This is a genomic window from Rathayibacter sp. AY2B9 (assembly GCF_002931595.1).
GTDB lineage: Bacteria > Actinomycetota > Actinomycetes > Actinomycetales > Microbacteriaceae > Rathayibacter.
In genome coordinates, this window is record NZ_PSUB01000002.1 from 66239 (window position 1) to 90931 (window position 24693).

The window sequence follows — 24693 nt, forward strand, 5'->3', positions numbered from 1 at the left end:
GTGACAGGGGAGGGGCGGCGTCCAGCCGCCCCTCCCCTGACCTCCTCCGTTCCGGGGCCTCCGGCCACCGGAGCAGGGGAGCATGGACCCCGCGTCCGTGCTCCCCGCATCCACCTCTCCCACGGAAGTAGACGAACAATGCGGTTCCGACGCACGACGGCCCTCCTGGTCGCCGCGAGCCTGACAGCGGGAGGGGCTGCGCTCGGCGCGGCACCCGCACAGGCCGCGGTGCCCAGCCCGGTCCTCTCCTACGACTTCTCCTCGTCCGCCGCCGTCGGCTCCGCCGTGGGCGCGGGCACGACCCTGACCGACTCCGCTGCCGGCCGCTCCGCCACCGTGCGCGGGACCGGAGCGACGACCGTCGCCGGTCCGCGCGGCGGCACCGACCGCGCACTCCGCCTCCCCGGCGGCGCCGCAGGCAGCTCCGCCGCCTACGCCGAGATCGCGCCGGGACTGACCACTGCGGCCACCACCGACGTGACCATGTCGGCCTGGCTGCGCTGGGAGGGGAACCAGAACTGCAGTTGGGCGTACGCGCTCGGGCAGTCGACCGAGCGGTACCTCTTCACCACGCCCCAGTGCGGAAGCAGCCTGATCGGTGCCGTGAAGAACGGCTCGGAGCAGCGCGCGGCCGACTCCGGTCCCGCCGCCACCGGCCGCTGGAGCCACGTCGCCGTGGTCCTGCGCAGCGGCGTCAGCGTCTCGACCTACGTCGACGGCCGGCTCGCCCAGACCACCCCGACCTCCGCGACCGGAGCGGCGACTGTCGGCACCTCCGCCTTCTCCGGCCTCCTCGGCAAGTCGTTCTACGGGCCCGACCCTCTCTTCGCCGGGGCGATGGACGACGTGCACGTCTACTCCTCCGCACTGACCCAGGACCAGGTGCGCGAGGACGCGGCTCCGGCCGCTGCCGCGATCGCTGCATCGGACGCCGCCGCGGCGACCATCGCCGTGACCGGACCCGTCACCAGCGACCTCTCCCTCCCGACCCGCGGCGCGGGCGGCTCCGTCCTCACCTGGGCGAGCAGCGACCCCGCGGTGATCGGCACCGACGGCTCCGTGCGCCGCCCGGCACCCGGCTCGGCGAACGCCACCGTGACCCTGACCCCGACCGCGACGTTCGCCGGATCCGCCGCCACCGGCACCGCGCGAACCGTCACCGTCGCCGCCGACACCGAGGCCGACGCCACGGCGCGCCTGCGCACCGCTCTCGTCGTCCCGCCGACCGTCGCCTCCGGAACCGCTCTTCCCACGGTCGCCGGCTACACCGTGTCGTGGAGCGCGGACGGTGCCGGCCTGTCCGGCAGCCGCCTCGTGAACGACTCGGCGACCGACCGGGCACTCGCGCTCACCGCCTCCGTGAAGGTCGGCGCCACCACGCTGACGAAGACCTTCCGCACCACCGTCCTCAGCGCCTCCACGGCGAAGACCGTGGTGTCGTACACCCGGACGCCGACCGGCGAGGACAAGGCGAACCAGGACACGATCGCCCGCGGCCTCCACCTGGCACTCGGCTCGTCCGTCGCCGACGCGGCACCGCTCTCGGGCAACTCGGGAGTCCTCTTCGCCGACGGGGTCTTCCTCGGAACCGACAAGGCCGACAACCGCGGCCTCGCGAACCCCTCGCTGTTCACCTTCGCCGACGGCACCGTCGGCGTGATCGCCACCCGCGTCCTGCAGTCGGGCGCGTCCGACGGCACCGGGGCCTCGAGCGCTCTGGTCTTCAAGGCCACGGACGCCACCGCGTCCGACTTCACCGAGCTCGGCCTCATCGACCTCGGCACCACCGGCGGCGTCGTCGCGCCGAAGGCCGTCTTCGACACGGACCAGAACCGCTACCTCGTCTCCTGGACGGACTCCTCCGGGGCGGCGAAGTACACGACCGTCACGGACCTCGCCCGCACCGAGCTCCGCGCGCAGGCGTTCTGGCCGAAGGACGGCGGCCGTCGCAGCGTCGTCGTGACCGACGGGAACCGCGGTGCGGTCCTCGGTGGAAGCCCCGCCACCGTCGCCGCTCCCGACCTCTCCGGAGTCCCGGGCCGCGTCGCCGACGCTCTGCCGGGCGGCGCGCTGACCGTCTCCGGCTCCGTCGCCGACTCGCTCGTGAAGAAGTTCGGCCGCACGGTCAACACCGGATCCTCGGTCGCACCGCAGACGATCGATCAGGGCGACACCTCCGCCCTGTCCGGAGTGAAGGCGCAGCTCTCCTACAACGACGGCTCGACCGGCAGCCTCGGCATCGACTGGAACCAGCAGCAGCTCGCCGACCTCGCCGCGAAGGGCCCGGGAACGTACGACCTCTCCGGGACCGTCCGCCAGCGGCAGTACAACGAGCCGTTCGCCTACAACCGCGCGGATCCGACGATCTACCGCTACGAGCGCAACGGGAAGACGCAGTACCTCTTCACCGCCACGGACGACACGAACAACAACAACGTCGCCTCGCAGCACCTGCCGATCCGGGTCGCCGACAGCATCGACCAGCTCAGCGACGACAACGGCGGACGAGCCCGTGAGGTGGACCTCCTCAACCGCACCACGCGGATGGACCGCACCGCCGAGGGCAAGGTGATCGCGGGCTGCTACTGGGCCCCCGAGATCCACGAGATCGGCGGCAAGCTCTCCATCCTGTTCGCCCCGTGCTTCAACCCGGACAACGACCAGTCGAACCAGAACGGTCAGTGGTTCACGGTGCAGGCGCACATCATGCAGCTGCGCGACGGCGGAGACCCCGCGAACCCCTCCGACTGGAGCGCGCCGCGCGCCGTCGTGAAGAGCGATGGGAGCGCCCTCGGACGCCCCGGCACGGGACGCAACATCAGCCTCGACATGACCTACTTCGAGTCCGGTGGAACTGCGTACTACGCCTGGTCCCAGCGCTACGTCGACAACGGAGTGAGCGACCCGGCGACCTGGATCGCCAAGGTCGATCCCGCGAACCCCACCCGCGTCATCGGCGAGCCGACCCCGATCATCGTGCCCTCGCTGACGTTCGAGGACCACCTGTCCGAGGGAGCGTTCGCGATCCAGCGCGACGGGAGGATCACGCTCGTCTACTCCAGCAGCGGCGTCAGCCCGAAGTACATCGTGGGCGGCGCCTGGGCGAAGGAGGGCAGTGACCTGACCGACATCGCGAGCTGGACCAAGTACGACGCCCCGCTCCTGCAGAGCGTTCCCATGCCCGACGGCGTCCTCGACTACCGCACCTACGAGCAGGGTCCCGGCCACGGAGCCGTCACCCAGGACGAGGACGGCAACGACGTGTACGTCTACCACACCTGGGGCAACGGAGTCGGGGGTGACGGCCGCGACACCCGTCTCGCCCGCATCCACTACGCCGCCGACGGCCGGCCGGTCTTCGATCTGACGCCGACGGAGGAGGTCGCACCCGCGAACCGGACTGTGACCGCGAAGGTCACCGTCACGTCGCCGCTGACCGTGACAGCCACGGCGTCGACCCGCTGCGTCAGCGGGAAGGTCGTCCTGACCACTGTGGTCAAGAACGACAGCCGCTCGATCATGGACATCACGACGGTCACCGCCTTCGGCTCGAAGACCGTGACCGGAGTCGCGCCGGGAGCGTCCGCCTCGAGCGCCGTCACCACCCGCGCGGTCTCGATCCCCGCGGGGTCGGTGGCCGCGACAGGAAAGGCCGTCGTCGACGGGAAGACGGTCAGCACGCAGACGAGCGTCGACTACCCGGCGCGCAGCTGCCGCTGAGACGGTGAGGGAGCGGGCGCCACGATCGCCCGCTCCCTCGTCGCCCCGCCCCCGACCGGCACTGCGCCGCCCTGCAGTGCCGCCACCTCAGAAGGACGACCGACGAGATGCACCACAGAGTGAGAACCGGGACGGTCCCGTCCATCGGGCCCGTGCTGACGAAGGTCGCGCAGTCGCACACCCTCACCGAGGAGAAGGACGACGGAGCGGCCGGCAGTGCAGCTGCGGTCGGAGGACACGACCTCCTGCTGATCAACGGCAACGCCCTCCCTCTCTCCTGAGCCCCCCTGCGCCGTTCGGACGGGTCCTCGACCCTGATCGCCCGACGATCCCGCCGCGGCGGCATCACCACCGGCTGCGGACCGGGGCGGCGATCGGGCCGTATCCTGCTGTCCGGACCGATCGCTGATGTGCGAACCTCTCCTGAGCGGACTCCCGGATGCGGGCCGACCGTGACCGGTCCGGCCCGTTCCTCTCGTTGCAGCAGGAGACCGCCGTTCCCCAGGAGATACCCGTGATGCGCCTCGATCGATTCCTCGTGTCCCTGGCACGCTCTGCGCGGTGCACGAACCGCTGCGGAGCCTGCGGGCTCGACTGCAGCATCGACGTCTTCATCCTGATCGCGCTCGCGACCGGAGAGAACCGCGACGAGACCCGCCTGCGAGCAGTCCTCGACCTCCGCTCCGGCGACCGTGTCGAGGTCCTCGAGGTGCGCAAGCGGCTCCTCCGGCTCTCCCGCCGGGGCCTGGTGCTCCTGGAGAGAGGCAGGAGGACCGCACTGCAGCGCATCGAGCGCTTCTCGATCACGCGCGACGGCCGGGCCTTCCTGGCGTCCCACGCGAGAGCGCTGGACCTCCTCGCCGAGGAGATCCACGTCGCGCTGCTGTCCCGCTGACGAGCGGAGTGCCAGTGCGGGCGCACGCGGGACGTCTCCTGGTCGGCCGTCGTCGGACCGGTCGTGTCGGTGACGCTCCAGGTGGAGCGACTTCGACACGTGCGTCGCCTCCGACCGCGTCCCGAGCGCTCCGGGGCAGCACGAGGCATCGCCGACCGTCATGGGCGCCGCGCTCGCGACCGTGCTGCCGCGGCGCGAGGCGGTGGCGGCGCTCCTCGAGGACGCCGTCGCTGCTGCATCCTCAGCAGTGTGAGGCGGGCGGGGGACCCGCCTCACGCCGGAACGCGCCCTTCGTGCATCACCCCGTGCTGGAGAGCTGGATGATCTCGGAGATCACCGCGGCTCGAGTGTCGTCCGGTATCCGATCGCCTCCGAGGGAGTGGTGCGACCACAGGCCGTCAGCCGCAAGGCAGGCGATGAACTGGCGGAGAGCGATCGGATCGGTCGCGGTCTCCTCTGCGGAGGGCGTCCACCTTCGGCGCACCTCCGCTACCGGCGCTCGGAGAGCGGTGTCGCTGCCCGTGGCCTGGAGGAGTCCGATCTGCATGTGCGTCGACGGCGTCAGGGCGACGGCGACGTAGGCACTCACGCGCTCCGTCAAGGTGGCCTCGTCCGCGGTCTTCCCCGCGACGTCGATCAGCTGGGCTTCCCAGCCGGCCGCGACGTGCTCCTGGAGAGCATGGGCGAGATCGGCTCGATCGCGGAAGTGGTACATCATTCCACCGCGTGTCAGCCCAGCCTCTTCGGCAGTCGCTTCGAGCGTGACGCGAACAGAACCTTCCCTCGCCGCGACACGGACCGCTGCGTCGAGGATCCGAGTCCGGTTGTTGGGTCGCGTCGCGCGAGGAGACGTCCGAGGAGAAGGCAGGACCCCCTCACCGCTGGGCGGGTTCGGTTCCATGTCGTGATCGATTCCGCCGCTCCCTCGGTCCGAGTGAGCGGCTAGGGACGGCGGGTGCTGAGGCGCCCGGAGGGTGTCGACGCGTCACCGCACGAGCGGGTGCGACAGCGTCGGCCGCCAGTCTGCCATCCTCTCCTGCCGACGTCGGAAGGTGAGGCTCGACCCCCTCGGTGTCGAGTCGTCCTGACGACGGACTGCAGCCGGAGGGACGGCTGTCACGGTCGACGAATCAGAAAGCAACTGTACATTCATGATTGTACAGTTGTGGTACGGTAACGGCCTGCCCAGCTTCGGAGCTGCGGGCGGTCAGATGCACTGCCGGTGCGGGATCCGAGGCTGAAAACCTCCAGTGACTTCATTCCTCAGAAGCCTGGAGGTTTCTTCATGTCCAGAATCGCGGACAAGCCGAACGCCCGCTGGTGGGCGCTCGCCGTTCTCGCCATGACCCAGCTCGTCGTCGTCCTCGACACGATGATCGTCACCATCGCCCTGCCTCAGGCCCAAGTGGATCTCGGGATGAGTGACAGCCTGCGCCAGTGGGTCGTCACCGCCTACGCCCTCGCCTTCGGAGCACTTCTCCTTCTGGGCGGTCGGATCGCCGATTACTGGGGCCGCAAGCGCACCTTCATGGTCGGAATGATCGGCTTCGGAGCGGCCTCGCTCTGGGCCGGACTGTCGCAGAGCGGCATGGAACTCGTCATCGCTCGCGGCGTCCAGGGCGCCTTCGCGGCACTGCTCGCCCCCGCCGCACTCGCCATGCTCACCGTGACGTTCGCCCACGGCAAGGAGCGCAATCTCGCCTTCGCCGTCTTCGGCACGGTCGCCGGATCCGGAGCCGCAATCGGCCTGATCCTGGGCGGCGTGCTCACCGAATTCACCGACTGGCGCTGGTGCCTCTTCGTCAACCTCATCTTCGTCGCCTTCGGCCTCGTCGGCGGGGCTCTCGTGCTCCGCGAGAGCAAGGCGGAAGGAGACAACCGCTACGACGTCTGGGGAACTGTCACCGTGACCCTGGGACTGGGCGCGATCGTCTACGGGTTCACCCGAGCCGAGCACGGATGGGGCGCGATCGACACCGTCGCCTTCCTCGCACTCGGCATCGTCCTGCTGACCGTCTTCGTGCTCATCGAACGCACGGTCGACCAGCCGTTGCTGCCCCTGCGCGTCATCCTGCGTCGTGTGCGAGGCGGCGCGATCCTGATCCAGGCCGCCAATGGCGCCGTGATGATCGGGGCCATCCTCTATCTCGCGTTCTACTTCCAGATCGTGCTCGGAATGGGACCGCTGATGGCAGGACTCGCGAACCTCGCCATGACCGTCGCGATCATGGCGTTCTCGCCCGTCACCACGAAGATCCTCAACACGTTCGGCCCCCGACCCCTGATGATCGTCGGGCCGCTCGTCTCGGCAGCAGGGCTCTTCCTGCTCCTCGGCATCACCCCGGACGGAAACTACTTCCTCCAGGTCCTGCCCGCCCTGGTCGTGCTCGGAATCGGACTCTCCATGCTCTTCGTGCCCGTCCAGAACCTCGCCCTTCTCGGGGTCGAGAACGAGGACGCCGGAGTGGCCTCCGCCGTCGTCAACTCCGTCTTCCACATCGGCGGGTCCATCGGTCTCGCGGTGTTCACCGTGTTCTACGCGAGCACCGCGGACTCCGCCATCGCGTCCGGAACGGCCGAGCTCACCACATTCACCGACGGCTACAAGGCCGTGTTCCTGGCCGCAGCAGTGACCATGGTCGCCGCCTCTCTCACCGGATTCCTCCTCATCCGAGGGAAGAAGGAAGACCTGAACCCCGCCTGGGACGAGGCGGAGGCCGCCCTCGTCCACTGAGACGATGCCGAAGGGGCGGGCCGGTTCGTGCAGCAGCGGCAGACCGGCTCGCCTCTTCCCGTCCGACTCACGACACCCCGTACGTCGCCGACCGACGACCTCCCCTCGATGGGGAGTCGTTCGTGGATCGCAACGGTCCGGTCGTCCGACGCGGCCGCGTCATCCGGTGGGTCTTCTCCCGCGATGCCGGCTGCACCGCCGAGATCATCGAGGGTCGCGACCCGGTCGCCCGGCACATCACCGCAGACCGGAACGACGACGCCCGGCCGCCCTCAGGTGAGAGGCGGCCGGGCGTCGTCGGTCGGAGGACCCGGTCAGGTCAGCCGCAGCGGAGCGCCGGGTAGGCGGCGCTCACGGGAGCGGAGGCGCTGCCGACGGTGGCGACCCCCTGGACGGTGCCGGCGGCGACCGAGGCGGCCCGCGTGGTCACGGCCAGCGAGGCGGTCCGGCCCGCATCGATCTGCTGCGTCTTCGCGCCCCACAGGGTGTTCCAGCGGAGGTCGGCGGTCGACGCGGCCTTGTTGACAGTGGTCAGCGTGACCACCACCTTGCCCGCGACGCAGCGAGCCGCTGCAGTGGCGGTGACGGGCACAGCCGGCGCCTTCACGGTGATCGTCGCCGTGACGGTGCGGTTGGCCGAGGCCACCTCCTGCTCCTTCGAGAGCGAGAGGTCGAGCCGGCCGCTCGCGCGGATGTTCACGCCCTTGAACCAGGTGTTGCGGTCCGAATCGAACAGGCCGCCCGCGTTCTGCGGATCGGTCGCCGTGTGCGGGTCCGGGTAGGGGCGGGCGTGGTAGGCGAGGAGCAGGTTGCCCGACTCGTCCTCGACGAACGAGTTGTGCCCGGTGCCGGCCTGCTGGCGCGAGAAGTACTGCGTCTCGTCCGCGCCGAGGCGGCCCAGGTAGGTGTCCTCGGTGTCCAGCACGGGGAACGCGGTCTGCGTCCACGTCGCGGGGTTGAGGAGGTCGGCACTCGCGTCGGCCGTGAGCAGGCCGAGCGAGTAGTACTTGTCGACCGTTCCGCCCGAGTAGGTGAGGTACATGCGTCCTCCCTTGGACACGATGAACGGCGCCTCGACGACGCCCTGGTCGTTGCCCTCGGTGGTGTCGGACGGGGTCGGCGAGCGCTTGCCCGACTCCCACGGCTGGCTCTCGCCGTAGATGCGGGTGACCGCACCGGTCACCAGCGGGACGGTGCCCTTGGGCCCCATCGTCGCCTTGGCGAGGGAGAGCGTGTTGCCGTTGGGCAGGACCCAGTAGCCCTGGGTGGCGCCGTTCTCCTGGCGGTCGATGTAGCTGACGTCGAAGGCCGCGCCCTCGAGGACGACCGGCTCGCCCCACTTCGTCTGGTCGAGGAATCCGCCCTGGGCGATCGAGGCGTCGGTCCCGGTGTAGGGGATCAGGACGGTGTTGTCGCACCAGCCGCCCACAGGCGCGTAGCCCTTGTTCATGCCGGCGACGATCCACCAGGTGCCGTTGATCTTGTGGAACTCCTGCGCCCAGATGTATCCGCCCCAGCCGTAGAAGGTGTTCGGGTACTGGCTCTGGCGACCGGGCGTGCCGGCGTCGGGGTCGATCACGATCTGCTCGGGAGCGGAGTCGAGACCGGCGATGGTCTTCGAGCGCTTGAGGCCGATCTTGCGGTAGCTGGAGCTCTCCTCGATCGGGCCGAGCGAGTCCTGACCGTAGTGCGAGCCCGTGAGGTAGTAGTAGCCGTCGTCCTCGTTGAAGAAGACGTGCGGATCCGCGCGGGCCTCGTTGACCATCGCCTCGGGGTCCTGCTGGACGGAGCCGGTGACCCGGTAGGTCCCGGGACGCGAGGTGTCGACGGCGGTGGTCAGATCGTCCTGCCAGTCGACGTTGAGCGACTTGGTCGAGCCGTCGTTGTACTCCATCACGGCCTGCCCCGGGAGCGCTGCGGCGATCGCAGCGGATCCGGCGCCGGAGTCGACGGAGCCGCTGAGCGACTTCACACCGGTGTTCTTCAGGTCGACGTACTCGCGGTAGAACGTGCTGAACTCGGTCGAGGTCAGCGCCGTCTCGCCGGCCTGGCCCTGGGTGAACCCGGCGGGGAGACCCGAGCCCTGGACACCGGGGACGCGGGCGTCGGCGCGGGTGGTCGCTCCGGGAGCGGTGCCGGAGGCGAGGTCCGTGAACAGCGTCACGCGGCCCTCGGTGGTGAGCAGATCGGTCCAGAACAGCTTGTAGACGCCGAGGGCGGAGTCGAAGACGATCCGCGGGTCGGTCACGACCGAGCCCGGCGCGACCCGGAGGACGCGCTGGTCGCGGAACGTGCGGCCGTCGGCGGAGCTCCAGAGGTAGACGGAGTCCGTGGCGTTGTTCTGCGACGAGACCGCGCCGAGCGAGCCGTCCTTCGAGCGGAACAGCAGCGGCGAGCCCATCTGGGCGTTCGGGCGCTGCGCCTGATCGCCGTCCTTGAGGACGGAGAGGATCGACTGCGAGCGGTTCAGCGGCTCCCAGGTGGTCGCGCCGGCGGGCAGTGCGGCCGTGAAGAGCGAGTCCGCGCGGCGGTCGTCGTTGTACGCCAGCGGGTCGTCCTTCACTCCGTTCGTCGTGGTGACGGTCTTGACGGAGGTGGCGATGCGCCCGCCGGGCACGGCGAGGGTGCTGTCCCACGCGTAGGTCTGCCCGGCGACGGCTGCCTGGAGGCGGACGGCGACGGGAGCGGTGAGGCCCGAGAGGTTCACGGCGCCGGTGGAGGAGACGCGCGCGGCGCCGGCGCCGGAGGCGGTCCACGTCACGGTGTTCCCGAGGACCTGCGCGGGCAGGTCGCCGAGCACGGTCGTGGGGACGTCGAGGGCGGCGCGCAGGTCGGTCGCCACGGTGCTGCTCGTCGCGCCCAGCTCGGCCCCGGTCAGGGCGCGGTCGTAGACGCGCAGATTGTCGAGGAGTCCGGTGAAGTACTCCCCGCCGCCCCAGTTGGCCTTGCCGATCTGCAGGACTCCGCCGGTCGATCCGAGGACCGTCGCGAGCGAGGGGCCGGCCGTCGTGACGGCGACGGGCTTCGCGTCGACGTAGAGGCGGGCGGTGCCGGCGCTCAGCACGAGATCGACGTGCTTCCACTCCGTGCTGCTCGGGCCGGTGAGGTTGCCCGAGGAGTCGCGGGCGCCGCTGTTGGCGTACCGCTCGACGGTGATGCCGTTCGTCCTGTCGAGGACGCCGACGTACTTCTCCTGGGCGTAGTCCTGGGTCGCGGCCGAGCGCGCGGCGAAGACCGACCAGCCGACGTTGTCCGCGGCGGCGGGCTTGGAGTCGTACGACAGAGTGACGGAGTCGCGACCCTTCAGCAGCGGCTGCCCGTCGGTCGCAGTGAGGTCGAGCCAGAACGAGGACGACAGCGAGACGGCGCTGCCCTGCCCGGTGCGGCCGGCGACGAGGGTCGGCGTGCCCTTCACGGCGGCGCGGGTCGACCTGTCGGTGAAGGCGCCTCCGCTCGGGGCGGTGTCGAAGGTGAAGTCCGCGAGCAGGCTCTGCGCGGGAGTGGTCGCCGCTGTCGCGGCGACGGCGACCGGCACGGCGGCGCCGGCGGCGAGGGCGATCGTCGCGGATGCGGCGAGGGTGGCGGCGAGCAGGCGCGAGGGCCTGCCTCCGCCCGGGGGTCGTGACGTCATCGTCGACGTGTCCTCTCGGGTTCTGCAGCGAACCGGTGGGCGGACGGGGGATCCCGCCTGCGGTGTGGTCATCGCACGGTACCGGCGATTGTTCACGGTAACAAGGGAGCACGACCATCGGTTGCGAAACTCCCACACCCGTCGGACATCCGGGCGAGCAGAACGCCGAAGCGGGAGGGCCGGCAGCCTCTGCGCCGGCCCCGCCCGGTCAGTGCCCGCGCGCGATCCACTCCTCGCGGTGCGGCGCCTCCGCCCCGATCGTCGTCGAGTCGCCGTGGCCGGTCCGGACCACCGTCTCGGCGGGCAGCGTCAGCAGGCGCTCCGTGATCGAGTCGATGATCGTCGGGAAGTCGCTGTACGAGCGGCCGGTGGCCCCCGGCCCGCCCTGGAAGAGGGTGTCGCCGGTGAACACCGTGCCGAGCGCCTCGGCGACGAAGCAGACGGCGCCGGGGGTGTGGCCCGGGGTGTGCCGCACCTCGAGCTCGACGCCGGCGACGGGCACGATCCGCCCGTCGACCAGACCGCCGCTCGGGGCCGTGCCGGGGTGCACGGCGTCCCACAGCATCCGGTCGGCCTCGTGGAGCAGCACCGGAGCGCCGGTCGCAGCGCGGACTCCCTCGACCGCGTCGAGGTGGTCGTCGTGCCCGTGGGTCAGCAGTACGGCGAGGAGCCGGCGCTCGCCGACGGCCGCGAGGATCGCGTCCGCGTCGTGGGCCGCGTCGATGACGACGCACTCGGAGTCGTCGCCGACGATCCAGACGTTGTTGTCGACGTCCCAGGTGCCGCCGTCGAGGCTGAAGGTGCCGCTCGTGACGAGCTGCTCGATCCGCGCGCCCATCAGAGCACCACCACCGAGCGGAGCACGTCGCCGCCGGCCATCGTGGCGAAGGCCTCCTCGATGTCCTCGATCCCGATCCGCTCGCTCACGAACTCGTCCAGGGGAAGTCGGCCCTGGAGGTAGAGGCCGGTCAGCATCGGGAAGTCCCTCTCCGGCAGGCAGTCGCCGTACCAGCTCGACTTCAGCGAGCCGCCGCGGCCGAAGACGTCGAGCAGGGGGATCTCGAGCGTCATCTCGGGAGTCGGCACCCCGACCAGCACCACGGTCCCGGCGAGGTCGCGGGCGTAGAACGCCTGGCGCCAGGTCTCGGGGCGGCCCACGGCGTCGATGACGACGTCCGCTCCGAAGTCGTTCGTCAGAGCCTGCACCGCCGCGACGACGCCCGCCTCGTCGAGGCCGCTGGAGTCGATGACGTGCGTGGCGCCGAGCTTCTCGGCCGCGACCAGCTTCTTGGGGTCCCGGTCGATCGCGATGACCGTGCCGGCGCCCGCGAGAGCGGCGCCGACCACGGCGGCCGTGCCGACTCCTCCGCAGCCGATGACCGCGACGGAGTCGCCGCGCGTCACGTTCCCGGTGTTCATCGCCGCGCCGAGGCCGGCCATGATCCCGCAGCCGAGCAGGCCCACCGCGGCGGGGTCCGCCTCCGGATCGACCTTCGTGCACTGCTTCGCGTGCACGAGGGTCTTCTCGGCGAAGGCGCCGATCCCGAGGGCGGGGCTGAGCTCGGTGCCGTCCTCCAGGGTCATCCGCTGCGTCGCGTTGAAGGTGTCGAAGCAGTACCAGGGCTCGGCCCGGGTGCAGGCCCGGCACTCGCCGCAGACCGCGCGCCAGTTGAGGACCACGAAGTCGCCGACCGCGACATGGGTGACTCCCTCTCCGATCGCGCTGACCCGTCCGGCCGCCTCGTGACCGAGGAGGAAGGGGAAGTCGTCGCTGATCCCGCCCTCGCGGTAGTGGAAGTCGGTGTGGCAGACACCGCAGGTCTCGATGTCGACCACGGCCTCGCCCGGGCCCGGGTCGGGGACGACGATGTCGACGAGCTCCACGGGAGCGCCCTTCGACCGGGCGATGACGCCGCGCACAGTGGTGGGCATGGGGGCTCCTTCGACGGGGGCGTGCAGGTCCGATCCACAGTAACGACCGCGGGAGGCGGGTGCGCCGGGTGGACGCGGGCGCTCCCGCCCACTCCGGGGCCGGGCCGCCCGCCTCGCGGACCGCGACCCTGACAGTCGGTAGGGTGCGGGCCATGCGCACTCTGTACCCCGAGATCGAGCCCCACGACTCCGGCATGCTCGACGTCGGCGACGGCCACTCGCTCTACTGGGAGGTCTCGGGCAACCCCGAGGGCAAGCCCGTCGTGTTCCTGCACGGCGGCCCCGGGGCCGGCACCTCGCCCGCCCACCGGCGGCTGTTCGACCCCGAGAAGTACCGCATCGTGCTGTTCGACCAGCGCATGTGCGGCCGCTCCACCCCGCACGCCGGCGAGCCGGAGGCCGACCTCTCGACCAACACCACCTGGTACCTCGTCGCCGACATCGAGCGCCTCCGCGAGCACCTCGGCGTCGAGCGCTGGCTCGTGCTCGGCGGCTCCTGGGGCTCGACCCTCGCCCTCGCCTACGCGGAGACCCACCCCGAGCGGGTCAGCGAGATCGTCCTCCGCGGGATCTTCACCCTCCGCCGCGCCGAGCTCGAGTGGTTCTACGAGGGCGGCGCCGCCGCGGTCTACCCGGACCTCTGGGAGGGCTACACCTCCGTCGTCCCGGCCGGCGAGCGGGGCAGCCTCATCGAGGCGTACTACCGCCTCCTCCACGACGCGGACCCCGCCGTGCACGGCCCCGCCGGTGTCGCCTGGACCACCTGGGAGGCGTCGACCATCACCCTCCTGCAGAAGCCGGAGCTGATCGCGGACTGGTCCGATCCCGTCTTCGCGCTCGCCTTCGCCCGCATCGAGAACCATTTCTTCGTGCACAGGGGCTGGCTGGAGGAGGGGCAGCTGATCCGCGACGCCGGTGTCCTCCGCGACATCCCGGCCGTCATCGTGCAGGGCCGCTACGACATGTGCACCCCGGCCTTCACCGCCTGGGACCTGCACCGGGCCTGGCCCGAGGCCGACTTCCGGATGATCGCCGACGCGGGCCACGCCTTCGACGAGCCGGGGATCCTCGACGCGCTGATCGAGGCGACGGACCGCTTCGCGTCCTGACGCGCGGGGCGGTCCGCGCCTCGCGGCCGGGATGCCCGGGCGCCCGTGCCTGAGCGTCCCGCGCCCGGTGCCGTCGTGTCCCGGGAGCGGGTCTACCCTGATCAGATGCGCGCGGACGACGCCTCCGGGATGGAGGACTGGCCCACCGGCCGGCTGCTCTCCACCGCCTCCCGGATGGTCGAGCACGCCTGGCACGGCGCCCTCGCCGAGATCGGCCTCACCCACGCCGGCCTGATCGTGCTGCACCTCCTGCAGGCGGGTCCCGTCGCGCAGAAGGAGCTGGCCGCCGCGGCCCACGTCGAGGTGCAGACCATGTCGCGCACCATCGAGCGCCTCGAGCGCGAGGGCCACGTCTCGCGCACCACGGATCCGTCGGACCGCCGCCGGCAGCTCGTCGCGCTCACCGACGTGGGCGGCGAGGCCTGGCGCCGGGCGCACCGCCTCGAGGTCGACATGTTCCCGGGCTCGCTCGAGCACGGCCCCCTGCGCGAGGCGCTGCTCGAGATCATCCGCTCGGCCAGCGAGTCGCGCTGGGGCTGACCGCAAGCCCGAGCGGAGCCCGTCCGCGGAGCGCTAGCTTCGTCGGCATGACCTTCAACGACGACTCCCAGCTCAGCGGCGGCAAGGTCCGCCGTCGCGGCCGCACCACCGGCATCGCCGTCGGCGGGGGCGCGGTGGGCGTGGTCGTGCTCGCGCTGCTCTCGCAGCTGCTCGGCGTGAACCTCTCGGGCCTCGGCGAGGTGTTCGGCGGAGGCGGGTCCTCGCCGGAGGGCGTCACCTCCACCGCGGTGGCCTGCGACAGCGGCGCCGACGCGAACACGCAGGTCGACTGCCGCCTCGAGGGTGCGGCCGAGTCGCTCGACCGCTACTGGGGCGAGCAGACTCCGACCCTCGGAGTCGCCTACACGACCCCGACCGGCGTCGACCTGTTCGAGGACAGCACCACCACCGGCTGCGGGAGCGCGACCGCCGCGGTCGGCCCGTTCTACTGCCCGCCGGACCGGACGATCTACCTCGACACCGACTTCTTCGACGAGCTGCGCACCCGGTTCGACACCTCGGGCGGATCGCTCGCGCAGATGTACATCCTCGCCCACGAGTGGGGCCACCACATCCAGAACCTGACCGGCGCGATGGAGTCGGCGGACCGCTCCGGCACCGGCCCCGAGTCGGACTCGGTGCGCCTCGAGCTGCAGGCCGACTGCTTCGCCGGAGCCTGGGTGGGCGACGCCTCGACGGTGCCCGACGAGACCGGCACGCCCTACCTCAAGCCGGTGACGGCGCAGGAGTACCAGGACGCGCTCGGCGCCGCGGCCGCCGTCGGCGACGACCGTATCCAGGAGCAGGCGACCGGCACCGTCGATCCCGAGGGGTGGACGCACGGCTCGGCCGAGCAGCGGCAGCGCTGGTTCGAGGCCGGCTTCGAGGGCGATGCCACCAGCTGCGACACCTTCACGGCCGCGCAGCTCTGACCGGACGCCGCTGAGGGCTCCTCGCCGCTGCCTGCGGACCCCTGCGGGTCAGGACACGGAGTCGGCCGGCTCCTCCATGTACCACTCGGTGAACGAGCGCGCCCGCCCGTCGGGGGCGAAGCGGATGACCCAGAGGTTCAGGTAGGTGCGGTCGCCCGGGTAGACGGTGCGCGCCTCCACCACCGCGGTCTCCTCCGTCAGCGCGACCAGGCCCCACGCGAACGTCGGGTCGGCGGGCTCCTCCTCCGCCAGCCACCACTCGACGATCGCGTCGCGCGGAGTGATCGCGTCGCGGTGCGGCGCCGTGAAGTACTCGGCGTCCTCGGTGAACAGTGCGGCCACGTCGGCCGCGTCGTCCGTGGCCCAGGCCTTCTCGTAGCCGGTGATCCAGCTCTCGATGTCGATCATCCGCCCATCCTCGTCCTGCCCGACGCGCGCGGGAAGGAGGAGGAGGGAACAAAGCGGCGGCCCGCGCTGTTGAGCCCCGAGCCGGTCGAAAGCAGAGCCGAGCGATACGATCCCGCCGACGACGGCCCGCCCGCCGCCGCGGTCCGGGTGCGCGTCCGCCGCCGACACGAAGGACAGCCGTGCCCGACTCCGACAGACGCTCCCTGACCCGCTCGCCGGACCCGCGCCTCATCACCGCCGTCCTCGCCTTCGCGGGGATGAGCGCCTCCTTCATGCAGACGCTGGTCGTGCCGATCCAGTCCGAGCTGCCGACGCTGCTCGGCGCCGACCGCACCGAGACCGCGTGGGTGATCACCGCGACGCTGCTCAGCGCCTGCATCCTCACCCCGGTCTCCGGCCGCCTCGGCGACCTCTACGGCAAGCGGCGGATGGCCGTGGCCGCGCTGGTCGTGCTCGTGATCGGCTCGATCGTGTGCGCCTTCGCGGGGGACGTGTGGACGCTGGTCGTGGGCCGCGCCCTCCAGGGCGCGGTGATGGGCGTCATCCCGCTCGGCATCTCGATCCTCCGCGACACACTCCACCGCGACCGGCTCCCCGGCGCGATCGCCCTGGTCAGCGCGACCCTCGGCATCGGCGGCGCGCTCGGCCTGCCGCTCAGCGCCCTCATCGCGCAGAACACCGACTGGCACGTCCTGTTCTGGATGTCCGCTGGCCTCGGTGTCCTCGACATCGTCCTCGTCCTCCTGGTCGTGCCGGTGTCGACGCTGCGCTCGCCGGGCACCTTCGACGTGGTCGGCACGATCGGCCTCGCCCTCGGACTGAGCGGCGTGCTGATCGCCGTCTCGCGCGGCAACGACTCCGGCTGGACCAGTCCCGCGATCCTGGGCTCCGGCCTCGGCGGCATCGCCGTCCTGCTCCTCTGGGGCTGGTACGAGCTGCGGCAGGAGAGCCCGCTCGTCGACCTCCGGGTGGCCGCCCGCCCCGCCGTCCTCTTCACCAACCTCGCCTCGGTGGCGGTCGGCTTCGCGTTCTTCGGCGCCCAGATCACGCTGCCGCAGCGCCTCGAGCTGCCGACCGCGTCCGGCGTCGGCTTCGGCCTGAGCCTGATCGTGGCGAGCCTCGTGCTCGCGCCCTCGGGCCTGGCGATGATGGCGACGTCCCCGCTCGCCGCCCGCCTCTCGGCGCAGTCCGGGCCGCGGCTCGTGCTGATCGCCGGCTCCGGGCTGATCGCGGTCTCGTACCTGCTGATCCTCCCGTTCGGCGGCGAGGTGTGGCAGATCCTGGTGATCAACGCCCTCATCGGCGTCGGGCTGGGCCTCGCCTACGCCGCGATGCCGACGCTCATCATGCACGCCGTCCCCGCCTCGGAGACCGCCGCCGCGAACGGGCTGAACTCGCTGATGCGCACCCTCGGCACGACGCTCTCCTCCGCCGTGACCGCGGGCGTGCTCGCGCAGCTGACCGTGTCGGTCGGCGACGTGCAGCTGCCGAGCTCGCAGGGCTTCGAGACCACGTTCGTGATCGGCGCGATCGGAGCGCTGGTCGCCGTCGCCCTCGGCCTGCTCATCCCGCGGGCGCCCCGCCCGGAGGCGCGACCCGCTCTGCCCTGACCGGTCCGCGCGTCGTCGGCCGCGAGTGCTCCTCGCCGAGGAGACCTGGTCGCGGCCGGCGACGCGCGGCCCGCTACTCGTCCTCGAGCAGCATCCGCTCGATCTGCAGCTCGCGCAGCCGCGTCGAGGCCTGCAGGTTCTCGCGCGCGGCGAGCACCAGGCGGCACAGCAGCACCAGCAGCACGATCGCGAGCACCGCGACCGCCGTCACGACGACTCCGTACAGCGCGGTCAGGACTCCCCAGGTCTGGATCATCCCTCGACGCTACGGAGCCGCACCCGCCCTCGCGTCCCCCGCCCGACGGAGTGCGCGGGGCGGGGCGAGCGGCCCGTGCAGGGGCAGCGGACGCGCAGAGCCCTGCCCGCAGGGGGTCAGCCCGCGAACGCCCCGCGGTACGCCCGCGCCGGGTGCGTCGCCGGCAGCTCGTCCGTCCCGAACAGCTTGCGGCGCAGCGTCCCCTCGGCGTACTCGGTCTGCGCGAGGCCCCGCTCCTGGAGCACCGGCATCACCCTGTCGACGAACTCCTCGTAGCTGCCGGGCAGGATCCAGTTGACGACGTTGATCCCGTCGATCCCCGCGTCGCGCCAGCCCGCCAGGTGGTCGGCGATCTGCTCCGGAGTGCCGACGACCCGTCCGCGCAGCTTCGCCGAGAGCCGGGCCAGATCGCGGACGGTCGGCTCGCGGTCGGGGGAGGCGTCGCGGATCCACTGCAGGTGGCTCTGGCCGGCGTAGGTCTCGATCGCCGAGAGCGGCAGGTCGGGGTCGAGCTTCTCGCCCGTCGCCGGGTCGAAGCCGAGGTTCGAGTGCACGAGGAACGCGTCCGAGGAGAGGTACTCGTCGATCTCGCGCTCGGCGCGGCGCGCCTCCTCCTCCGTGTCGCCGGTGATGAAGGAGAGGCCCAGGTAGAAGGAGGGCGCACCCGCTCCGCGACCGGCCGCCGCGGCGAGGGCCCGCGTGTCCTCGATCAGCTCGCGGGTCTTCTCCGGCGACCCCGAGAACACGAACTGCGCCTCCGCGTTCCGCGCGGCGAAGCGCCGGCCCGCGGGGGAGGAGCCGGCCTGGAAGAGCACGGGCGTGCGCTGGGGCGACGGAGCCGAGAGGTGCGGCCCCTGCACGCGGTAGCGCTTCCCGACGTGGTCGATGCGGTGGATGCGCGCCGGGTCGGCGAAGGAGCCGCTCTTGTCGCGCAGGAGCGCGCCGTCGTCCCACGAGCCCTCCCACAGCTTGTAGACCACGTCGAGGTACTCCTGCGCCCAGGCGTAGCGCTCGTCGTGCTCCTCGAGCCGGTCGTAGCCGAAGTTGCGGGCCGCGCCGTCGAGGGCGCTGGTGACGATGTTCCAGGCGATCCGCCCCTTCGAGAGGTGGTCGAGGGTCGAGACCTTCCGGGCGAAGTCGAACGGATGCGACTGCAGCACCGAGCTCGTGAACGCGAAGCCGAGGTGCTCGGTGCTCACCGCCAGGGCCGAGAGCAGCACCGACGGGTCGTTGCTGGGCAGCTGCAGCCCCTCGCGGGCGTTGACGTCCCAGTCGCCGTCCGCCGGACCGTAGAGCCCCGCCACGTCGGCGAAGAACATCGCGTCGAAGCGGCCGCGCTCCAGCGTCCGGGCGAGGTCGATCCAGAGCTGCACGTCGTCGAACTCGTGCTGCCGGGCGTCGGGGTGGCGCCAGAGGCCGTGCTGGATGTGGGAGGCGGTGTTCATGACGAACGCGCAGAAGCGCAGCGGGCGGGGCTCGGTGATCACGCTCCCAGGCTAGGCCGGGTGCCTCCCACCGGTCTCGAACGACTCCGCGCGTAGGGTGTCCGACTGTGGAATCCCGCATCCCCGAACCCGCGCACGCCGTCCCTCCGCTGACGGACGCCGTCGCCGAGGCGCTCGACGCCACCACCGTCGCCGAGATCCGCGCACTGCGCGACGACTTCGCGCGCTTCATGCTCCAGTACAAGTTCGGGATGGACGAGATCGTCACGAAGGTGTCGATCCTGCAGGAGGAGTTCCGCGAGTTGCAGGAGTACAACCCGATCGAGCACGTCACGAGCCGGCTCAAGTCGGCCGACAGCCTGATCGAGAAGATCGAGCGCAAGGGCTGCGAGACGACCTTCGAGGGCATCGCCGACGCGATCACCGACATCGCCGGCGTGCGGATCACCTGCAGCTTCGTCTCGGACGTCTACCGCGTCTTCGACCTGCTCACCTCGCAGTCCGACGTGACGGTGCTCGAGGTGAAGGACTACATCGCCGAGCCGAAGGAGAACGGCTACAAGAGCCTGCACGCGATCGTCGAAGTGCCGGTGTTCCTCTCCGGCGGATCGGTCGACGTCTGCGTCGAGGTGCAGTTCCGGACCATCGCGATGGACTTCTGGGCGAGCCTGGAGCACAAGATCTACTACAAGTACGACCGCCAGGTCCCGCAGGAGCTCCTCGACGGCCTCGCCGACGCGGCCCGCACCGCTGCCACCCTCGACGCCGACATGGAGCGCCTCCACCGCCAGGTCCGCGGCCCGCTGCCCGGGGCGCGCACCTACGACGTCTGACGGGCCGCCCCACGCCGCCGATCGGGCCGCTCCGACTCCTGCCGATCGAGCAGCCCGCGCAGCGGGCGTCTCGAGATCCCCCCTTACGGAGTCAGCAGCGGCAGCAGCGCCAGCAGCAGCACCGCGGAGCCGTTCAGCGTCGCGTGCGAGACGATCGCCGCTCCGAGCCGCCCGGTGATCGTCGCGATCCAGCCGTGCGCGAGTCCCGCGGTGACCGTCGTCACGCCGAGCGTCACGATCGTCGCCGGGTTCACCATCTGGTGCCCGTGCAGCAGGGCGAAGACCGCCGTGGACGCCAGGATGCTGAACACCATCGCCCAGACCCGGCGGCCGCGGGTGGGCGGCGCCGACTCCGCGGAGCCCCGGAGCATCCGGTTCCGCACCGCGCGCATCACGACGCCGCGGCAGAGGACCTCCTCGACCAGCGGCGCGACGACGACGGGGATGAGGACCGAGCTCAGCACGAACCACAGCGGGTCGGGGTCGATGTCGAGGTTCCCCTGCGCGTCCTGGAGGAGCGGAGCGAACGCGGCGAGCACGAACAGGATCACGACGCGCACCGCGATGCCGAGCCCGATCCCGATGGGCACGTCGATCCAGCGGAACCGCAGCCCGAAGTCGGCCGCCATCGTGCCCAGCCCGCGCAGCCGAGACGCCGCGAACGGGACGATCAGCGCGACGAGGTAGCTCGCGAGCGCCCCCGCGAAGGCGAGTCCGGCGGAGTAGGGGAGCACGCCGAACCCGAACAGCAGGATGAGCACGGCCAGCGGCAGGACGATCCCGACGATCGTGAGCACGGCGGTCGGCAGGCCCCAGCGGACCCGAGGATCGGGCAGGTAGAGGAGGGAGGAGTAGGGCGCGTGGACCGAGGGGAGGGGCTCGGCCGGCCACGACGTCGTCGCAGCGGAGTCGGGCGCGAGCGTCGCGGGATCGGGTGGCGGGAAGGCGTCGGGTTGCATGGCCGGGCCAGCCTACGCAGACCGCCTGGACGAGATCCGGGCTGCCGTCACTGCTCGGCGCGGTCCGGATCGGCAGGACGGACGCACGTAGCGGATCGCGGCGGCGGGGACCTCCGGGTACGAAGAAACCCCCGCCATGTAGAAGCTAGGCGAGGGTTCCAGTGGCTCCGACGGGCGTCGATCCCGTGACCTCACGATTTTCAGTCGTGCGCTCTACCAACTGAGCTACAGAGCCGTTGCGACGTGATGTCGCTGGAGAGGTGATCTCCTGAAAAAGGCCCTTCCTCTCGGAAGGGCCTCTTTGCGACCCTGACGGGACTTGAACCCGCGACCTCCGCCGTGACAGGGCGGCACGCTAACCAACTGCGCTACAGGGCCTCGTTGCGAAGACAAGCATACTGCCTTCGAGGCTGTTCTATTTTCACGCCCCGACCCTCTCGAGCCGGCGCACTTTCCGGTGGTGCTGGTACTTCTGGTGGTGCTGGTAGTACCGACCCATCCGTGACCCCAACGGGATTCGAACCCGTGCTGCCGCCGTGAAAGGGCGGTGTCCTAGGCCACTAAACGATGGGGCCGGAGACTCGCGGGGCGACCCTGCGGCCGACCCCCCATGACTACCGACACGCAAGCATAGAGGGCCGCGGCGCAGGATGCAAAATCGACGGTTCCGCAGGCGACGTGCACCCCGTCCGGGGTTGACCCGGGTCTAGGAGATCGGGCAGGGCCGCGGTTAGGGTGGGGCGGAATCGCTCTTCCCCCCACCCGCGCGCCGGAGCCGCACCGCCGCGGAGGGAGGGCCCCCTATCCCCGAGGTCCCATGCCCCACTCCCTGCGCCGTCCGCGTTCCGCTCGCCTCCCCGGCGCGCCGCGACTCGGGCGACTCCGAGGTGCTGCCCTGGCCTCCGCCGTCGTCGCGCTCGTCGCCGGCCTGCTCGTCGCCACTCCCGCCCAGGCGGTCGAGTACCCGTCGTGGGCCGACGTCGAGGCGGCGAAGGGCGACACCGCCGCCGCGGCCGCTCAGGTCGACCGGATCACGTCCCTGATCGGCGACCTCCAGAGCGAGGTCGCCTCCGCTCAGCAGCTCGCGCAGCAGCGCGGCGACGAGCACTTCGCCGCTCAGCAGGCGTTCGACGAGGCCTCGGACCAGTCGAAGAAGCTCGAGGACCGGGCCGCCGCCAGCGCCGAGGAGGCCGACAAGGCCTCGCAGCAGGCGGGCCTCCTCGCCGCGCAGCTCTACCGCAGCACCGGCACCGACCTGTCCGTCAACATCTTCCTCGACCAGAAGGCCGGCCAGGCCGACCAGCTGCTGTCGAAGATCGGGAGCATGACCAAGCTGGTCGAGCGCTCCTCCGCGATCTACGAGCAGGCCAGCACCGCCCGCAACACCGCGTCGTCCCTCGCCGACCAGGCCGAGGTCGCGCAGACGGAGCGCGAGCGCCTCCGCGTCGCCGCCGAGCAGAAGCTGGCCGAGGCGACCGCCGCTCAGGAGGCGTCCGAGGCCGCGCTCGCCGAGCAGCAGGAGCAGAGCGTCGTGCTCGAGCAGCAGCTCGCCGCGCTCCGCGACACCGAGTCGAAGACCGTGGCCGAGTACGAGGCCGGCGTCGCCGCCCGCGAGGCCGAGCGCCTCCGGAAGCTCGCCGAGGAGGAGGCCGCCCGTCAGGCCGCCGCCCAGGCCGAGGCCGCGCGCCGCGAGGCCGCCCGAGCCGCGGCCGCGTCCAGCGGCGGAAGCGGTGGCGGTGGCGGCGGGTACGTCGCCCCCTCGGGCGGCGGCGGCTCCAGCGCCGTCAGCGACTCCGGCTGGGTCCGCCCTGCCGGGGGCCGCATCACCGGCACCTTCGGCCCGCGCGACAGCATCTCGACCGGCGGAGGATCCTCCGGCTCGTACCATCGCGGCACCGACCTCGCGGGCGGCTGCGGCATCCCGATCTTCGCGGCGCACAGCGGCACCGTCTCCTACGCGGGCCCCAACGGCACCTACGGCAACTGGGTGCTGATCGACCACGGCAGCGGCATCAGCACCGGCTACGCCCACATCATGTCCGGCGGGATCTACGTCCGCGTCGGCCAGCAGGTCCAGGCGGGCGAGCAGATCGCCGCCGTCGGCTCGACCGGCGCGTCCACCGGCTGCCACCTGCACTTCGAGACCCGCGTCAACGGCTCCGCCGTCGACGCCCAACCTTTCATGGCCCAACGAGGAGTCACCCTTGGCTGACGCACAGACGACCGCACGCACCTTCACCCCGGCACCCCGGGAGCGCGCCTGGAAGGGCCGCCTCCCGCTCGTCATCTCCGCCGCCTTCGCGGTCACGGCGGTCACCGCGTCCCTCGGCATCACCCCGGCCCTCGCCGACGACGCGAAGTACCCCTCGTGGGACGACGTGCAGAACGCCAAGAAGGACGAGGCGAGCAAGCAGGCCGAGATCGACTCGATCACCGGCCTCATCGCGAGCCTGCAGACCGCGGTCGACGAGAAGTCGATCACCGCGATGAAGAAGGCCGAGGCCTGGCGCCAGGCCAAGGAGGCGCTCGACGCCGCTGCGAAGGCCGTCGCCGACCTCGAGGAGAAGGCGACCACCGCCTCCGCCAAGGCCCAGACCTCGAAGATGCGCGCCGGCCTGCTGGCCGCGCACCTCTCTCGCGCCGCCGGCGGCGACCTCTCCGCCAGCCTCGTGGCCAAGGGCAAGGACGCGGGCGACCTGCTCTACCAGCTCGGCGCGATGTCGCAGCTCTCGGAGCAGTCGCAGAAGGTCTACGCCGACGCCCTCGCCGACAAGCAGAACGCGGAGTCGCTCGGCGACCAGGCCGACCGCGCCGTCACCGAGCACCAGGCGCTCTCGGACGAGGCGGACGCCGCCCGCAAGGACGCCGACGCCGCCGCCGAGTCGGCCCGCGCGTCGCTCTCGACGCAGGAGGAGAAGTCGCAGGAGCTGGTCGCCCAGCTCGCGCTGCTGAAGGACTCCTCGGTCGAGGCCGAGACCCAGTACCTCGCGGGCGAGCAGAAGCGCCAGGCCGACGAGGCCGCCGCTCAGGCGCAGGCCGAGGCGGAGGCCGCCGCTCAGGCGCAGTCCACCGCCCGCTCCGCCCAGCAGCAGTCCTCGGCGCAGGCCGACACCGCCGCCCCGTCGCGTCAGACCGCGTCCCTCCCGCAGCCCGCCGCGCCGCAGCCCGCGCAGCAGCAGCCCGCTCCTGCTCCGGCCCAGCCCGCTGCTCAGCCGGTCGCCCAGCCGGCGGCTCAGCCGCTCCCGCAGCCGGTGACCGCTCCGGTCCTGGTGCCGACCAGCGGCGCCGTCGAGAACGCGATCTCGTACGCGATGGCTCAGCTCGGCGAGGAGTACGTCCTCGGCGGCATGGGCCCGGACCAGTGGGACTGCTCCGGCCTCACCAAGGCCTCGTACGCGTCCTCGGGCATCTACATCGGCACCCACTCGGCGACGAACCAGTACAACACTATGGCCGGCGCCGGCAAGCTCGTCCCCTACAGCCAGCGCCAGCGCGGCGACCTGATCTTCTGGGGCGGCGGCGGAGACTACTACCACGTGGCCATCTACCTCGGGAACAACCAGATCATCGAGGCCGCCGACTACGGCAAGCCCGTGCGCATCTGGAACACCTGGGGCACGCCCGCCGGCATGGTCGGCCGCCCGGCCGCCTGAGCCGCGGCCGCACCGCACAACGAGAGAACCCCCTCC

At 71.5% G+C, this 24693-nt stretch carries 19 protein-coding genes and 3 tRNA genes; 11 read left to right on the forward strand and 11 right to left on the reverse strand.

What is annotated here, in order from left to right:
- Positions 1-138: 138 nt before the first annotated feature.
- From C5C25_RS02970 to C5C25_RS02975, 3 genes are all read left to right on the forward strand, one after another.
- A complete protein-coding gene (locus C5C25_RS02970; RefSeq protein WP_104249688.1) occupies positions 139-3720 on the forward strand; it encodes a family 43 glycosylhydrolase in 3582 nt (1193 codons plus the stop codon).
- Between the two features lie 119 nt (positions 3721-3839).
- Positions 3840-4001: a hypothetical protein gene (locus C5C25_RS16385; protein ID WP_181133619.1), complete on the forward strand. Its 162-nt coding sequence runs from the start codon at positions 3840-3842 to the stop codon at positions 3999-4001.
- 233 nt (positions 4002-4234) lie between these two features.
- Positions 4235-4615 (forward strand): hypothetical protein, encoded by a 381-nt coding sequence (locus C5C25_RS02975; RefSeq protein ID WP_104249689.1) that lies wholly within the window; start codon positions 4235-4237, stop codon positions 4613-4615.
- A 298-nt stretch (positions 4616-4913) separates the two neighbouring features.
- Here the strand turns inward: C5C25_RS02975 and C5C25_RS02980 are convergent, their stop codons facing one another.
- The gene (locus C5C25_RS02980) at positions 4914-5516 is read right to left on the reverse strand and encodes a TetR/AcrR family transcriptional regulator (protein ID WP_104226025.1); all 603 of its coding nucleotides are present in this window, start codon (positions 5514-5516) and stop codon (positions 4914-4916) included.
- 384 nt (positions 5517-5900) lie between these two features.
- On the opposite strand from C5C25_RS02980, the gene C5C25_RS02985 reads away from it, so the two are divergent.
- Positions 5901-7349 carry an MFS transporter gene (locus tag C5C25_RS02985; RefSeq protein ID WP_104249690.1) on the forward strand — a complete coding sequence of 483 codons (1449 nt, stop codon included), beginning with the start codon at positions 5901-5903 and terminating at the stop codon, positions 7347-7349.
- Positions 7350-7668: 319 nt separating this feature from the next.
- Here C5C25_RS02985 and C5C25_RS02990 read toward each other — a convergent pair whose 3' ends face one another.
- The 3 genes from C5C25_RS02990 to C5C25_RS03000 form a co-directional block, all read right to left on the reverse strand.
- Complete coding sequence (locus tag C5C25_RS02990; protein WP_181133620.1) at positions 7669-10980, reverse strand: family 43 glycosylhydrolase; 3312 nt, start codon at positions 10978-10980, stop codon at positions 7669-7671.
- 208 nt (positions 10981-11188) lie between these two features.
- Positions 11189-11818: an MBL fold metallo-hydrolase gene (locus tag C5C25_RS02995; RefSeq protein WP_104226022.1), complete on the reverse strand. Its 630-nt coding sequence runs from the start codon at positions 11816-11818 to the stop codon at positions 11189-11191.
- On the reverse strand, positions 11818-12912 hold the full coding sequence (locus C5C25_RS03000) for an S-(hydroxymethyl)mycothiol dehydrogenase (RefSeq protein WP_104249692.1): 1095 nt from the start codon (positions 12910-12912) through the stop codon (positions 11818-11820). Before C5C25_RS03000 ends, C5C25_RS02995 begins: the two co-directional genes overlap by 1 nt.
- Before the next feature lie 152 nt (positions 12913-13064).
- Between C5C25_RS03000 and pip the strand changes: the two genes are divergently transcribed.
- From pip to C5C25_RS03015, 3 genes are all read left to right on the forward strand, one after another.
- Entirely contained in the window at positions 13065-14021 is a 957-nt protein-coding gene (gene pip / locus C5C25_RS03005; protein ID WP_104226020.1) for a prolyl aminopeptidase, read from the forward strand.
- Between the two features lie 105 nt (positions 14022-14126).
- Entirely contained in the window at positions 14127-14561 is a 435-nt protein-coding gene (locus C5C25_RS03010) for a MarR family winged helix-turn-helix transcriptional regulator (protein ID WP_104249693.1), read from the forward strand.
- Positions 14562-14608: 47 nt separating this feature from the next.
- Complete coding sequence (locus C5C25_RS03015) at positions 14609-15493, forward strand: neutral zinc metallopeptidase (protein WP_104249694.1); 885 nt, start codon at positions 14609-14611, stop codon at positions 15491-15493.
- Positions 15494-15541: 48 nt separating this feature from the next.
- Here the strand turns inward: C5C25_RS03015 and C5C25_RS03020 are convergent, their stop codons facing one another.
- On the reverse strand, positions 15542-15901 hold the full coding sequence (locus C5C25_RS03020) for a nuclear transport factor 2 family protein (protein ID WP_104249695.1): 360 nt from the start codon (positions 15899-15901) through the stop codon (positions 15542-15544).
- A gap of 179 nt (positions 15902-16080) precedes the next feature.
- Here C5C25_RS03020 and C5C25_RS03025 point away from each other — a divergent pair, with 179 nt between their 5' ends.
- Positions 16081-17511 carry an MFS transporter gene (locus C5C25_RS03025; protein ID WP_258062342.1) on the forward strand — a complete coding sequence of 477 codons (1431 nt, stop codon included), beginning with the start codon at positions 16081-16083 and terminating at the stop codon, positions 17509-17511.
- Positions 17512-17584: 73 nt separating this feature from the next.
- Here C5C25_RS03025 and C5C25_RS03030 read toward each other — a convergent pair whose 3' ends face one another.
- Positions 17585-17767, reverse strand: a complete 183-nt coding sequence (locus C5C25_RS03030) for a hypothetical protein (protein WP_104224402.1) — start codon at positions 17765-17767, stop codon at positions 17585-17587.
- Positions 17768-17883: 116 nt separating this feature from the next.
- Positions 17884-19212, reverse strand: a complete 1329-nt coding sequence (locus C5C25_RS03035) for an NtaA/DmoA family FMN-dependent monooxygenase (RefSeq protein WP_374953130.1) — start codon at positions 19210-19212, stop codon at positions 17884-17886.
- A 230-nt stretch (positions 19213-19442) separates the two neighbouring features.
- On the opposite strand from C5C25_RS03035, the gene C5C25_RS03040 reads away from it, so the two are divergent.
- Entirely contained in the window at positions 19443-20045 is a 603-nt protein-coding gene (locus C5C25_RS03040) for a GTP pyrophosphokinase family protein (RefSeq protein ID WP_104234325.1), read from the forward strand.
- Positions 20046-20128: 83 nt separating this feature from the next.
- On the opposite strand, the gene C5C25_RS03045 is transcribed toward C5C25_RS03040, so the two are convergent.
- The 4 genes from C5C25_RS03045 to C5C25_RS03060 form a co-directional block, all read right to left on the reverse strand.
- On the reverse strand, positions 20129-21004 hold the full coding sequence (locus C5C25_RS03045) for a CPBP family intramembrane glutamic endopeptidase (RefSeq protein WP_104224403.1): 876 nt from the start codon (positions 21002-21004) through the stop codon (positions 20129-20131).
- Positions 21005-21166: 162 nt separating this feature from the next.
- A tRNA-Phe gene (locus tag C5C25_RS03050) sits at positions 21167-21239 on the reverse strand.
- Between the two features lie 69 nt (positions 21240-21308).
- Positions 21309-21382: transfer RNA gene (locus tag C5C25_RS03055), tRNA-Asp, on the reverse strand.
- Between the two features lie 124 nt (positions 21383-21506).
- Positions 21507-21579, reverse strand: a tRNA-Glu gene (locus tag C5C25_RS03060).
- 242 nt (positions 21580-21821) lie between these two features.
- Between C5C25_RS03060 and C5C25_RS03065 the strand changes: the two genes are divergently transcribed.
- On the forward strand, positions 21822-23216 hold the full coding sequence (locus C5C25_RS03065) for a peptidoglycan DD-metalloendopeptidase family protein (RefSeq protein ID WP_104249696.1): 1395 nt from the start codon (positions 21822-21824) through the stop codon (positions 23214-23216).
- Positions 23209-24657, forward strand: coding sequence for an NlpC/P60 family protein (locus tag C5C25_RS03070; protein ID WP_258069321.1), 1449 nt, complete (start codon positions 23209-23211; stop codon positions 24655-24657). Before C5C25_RS03065 ends, C5C25_RS03070 begins: the two co-directional genes overlap by 8 nt.
- Positions 24658-24693: the final 36 nt, after the last annotated feature.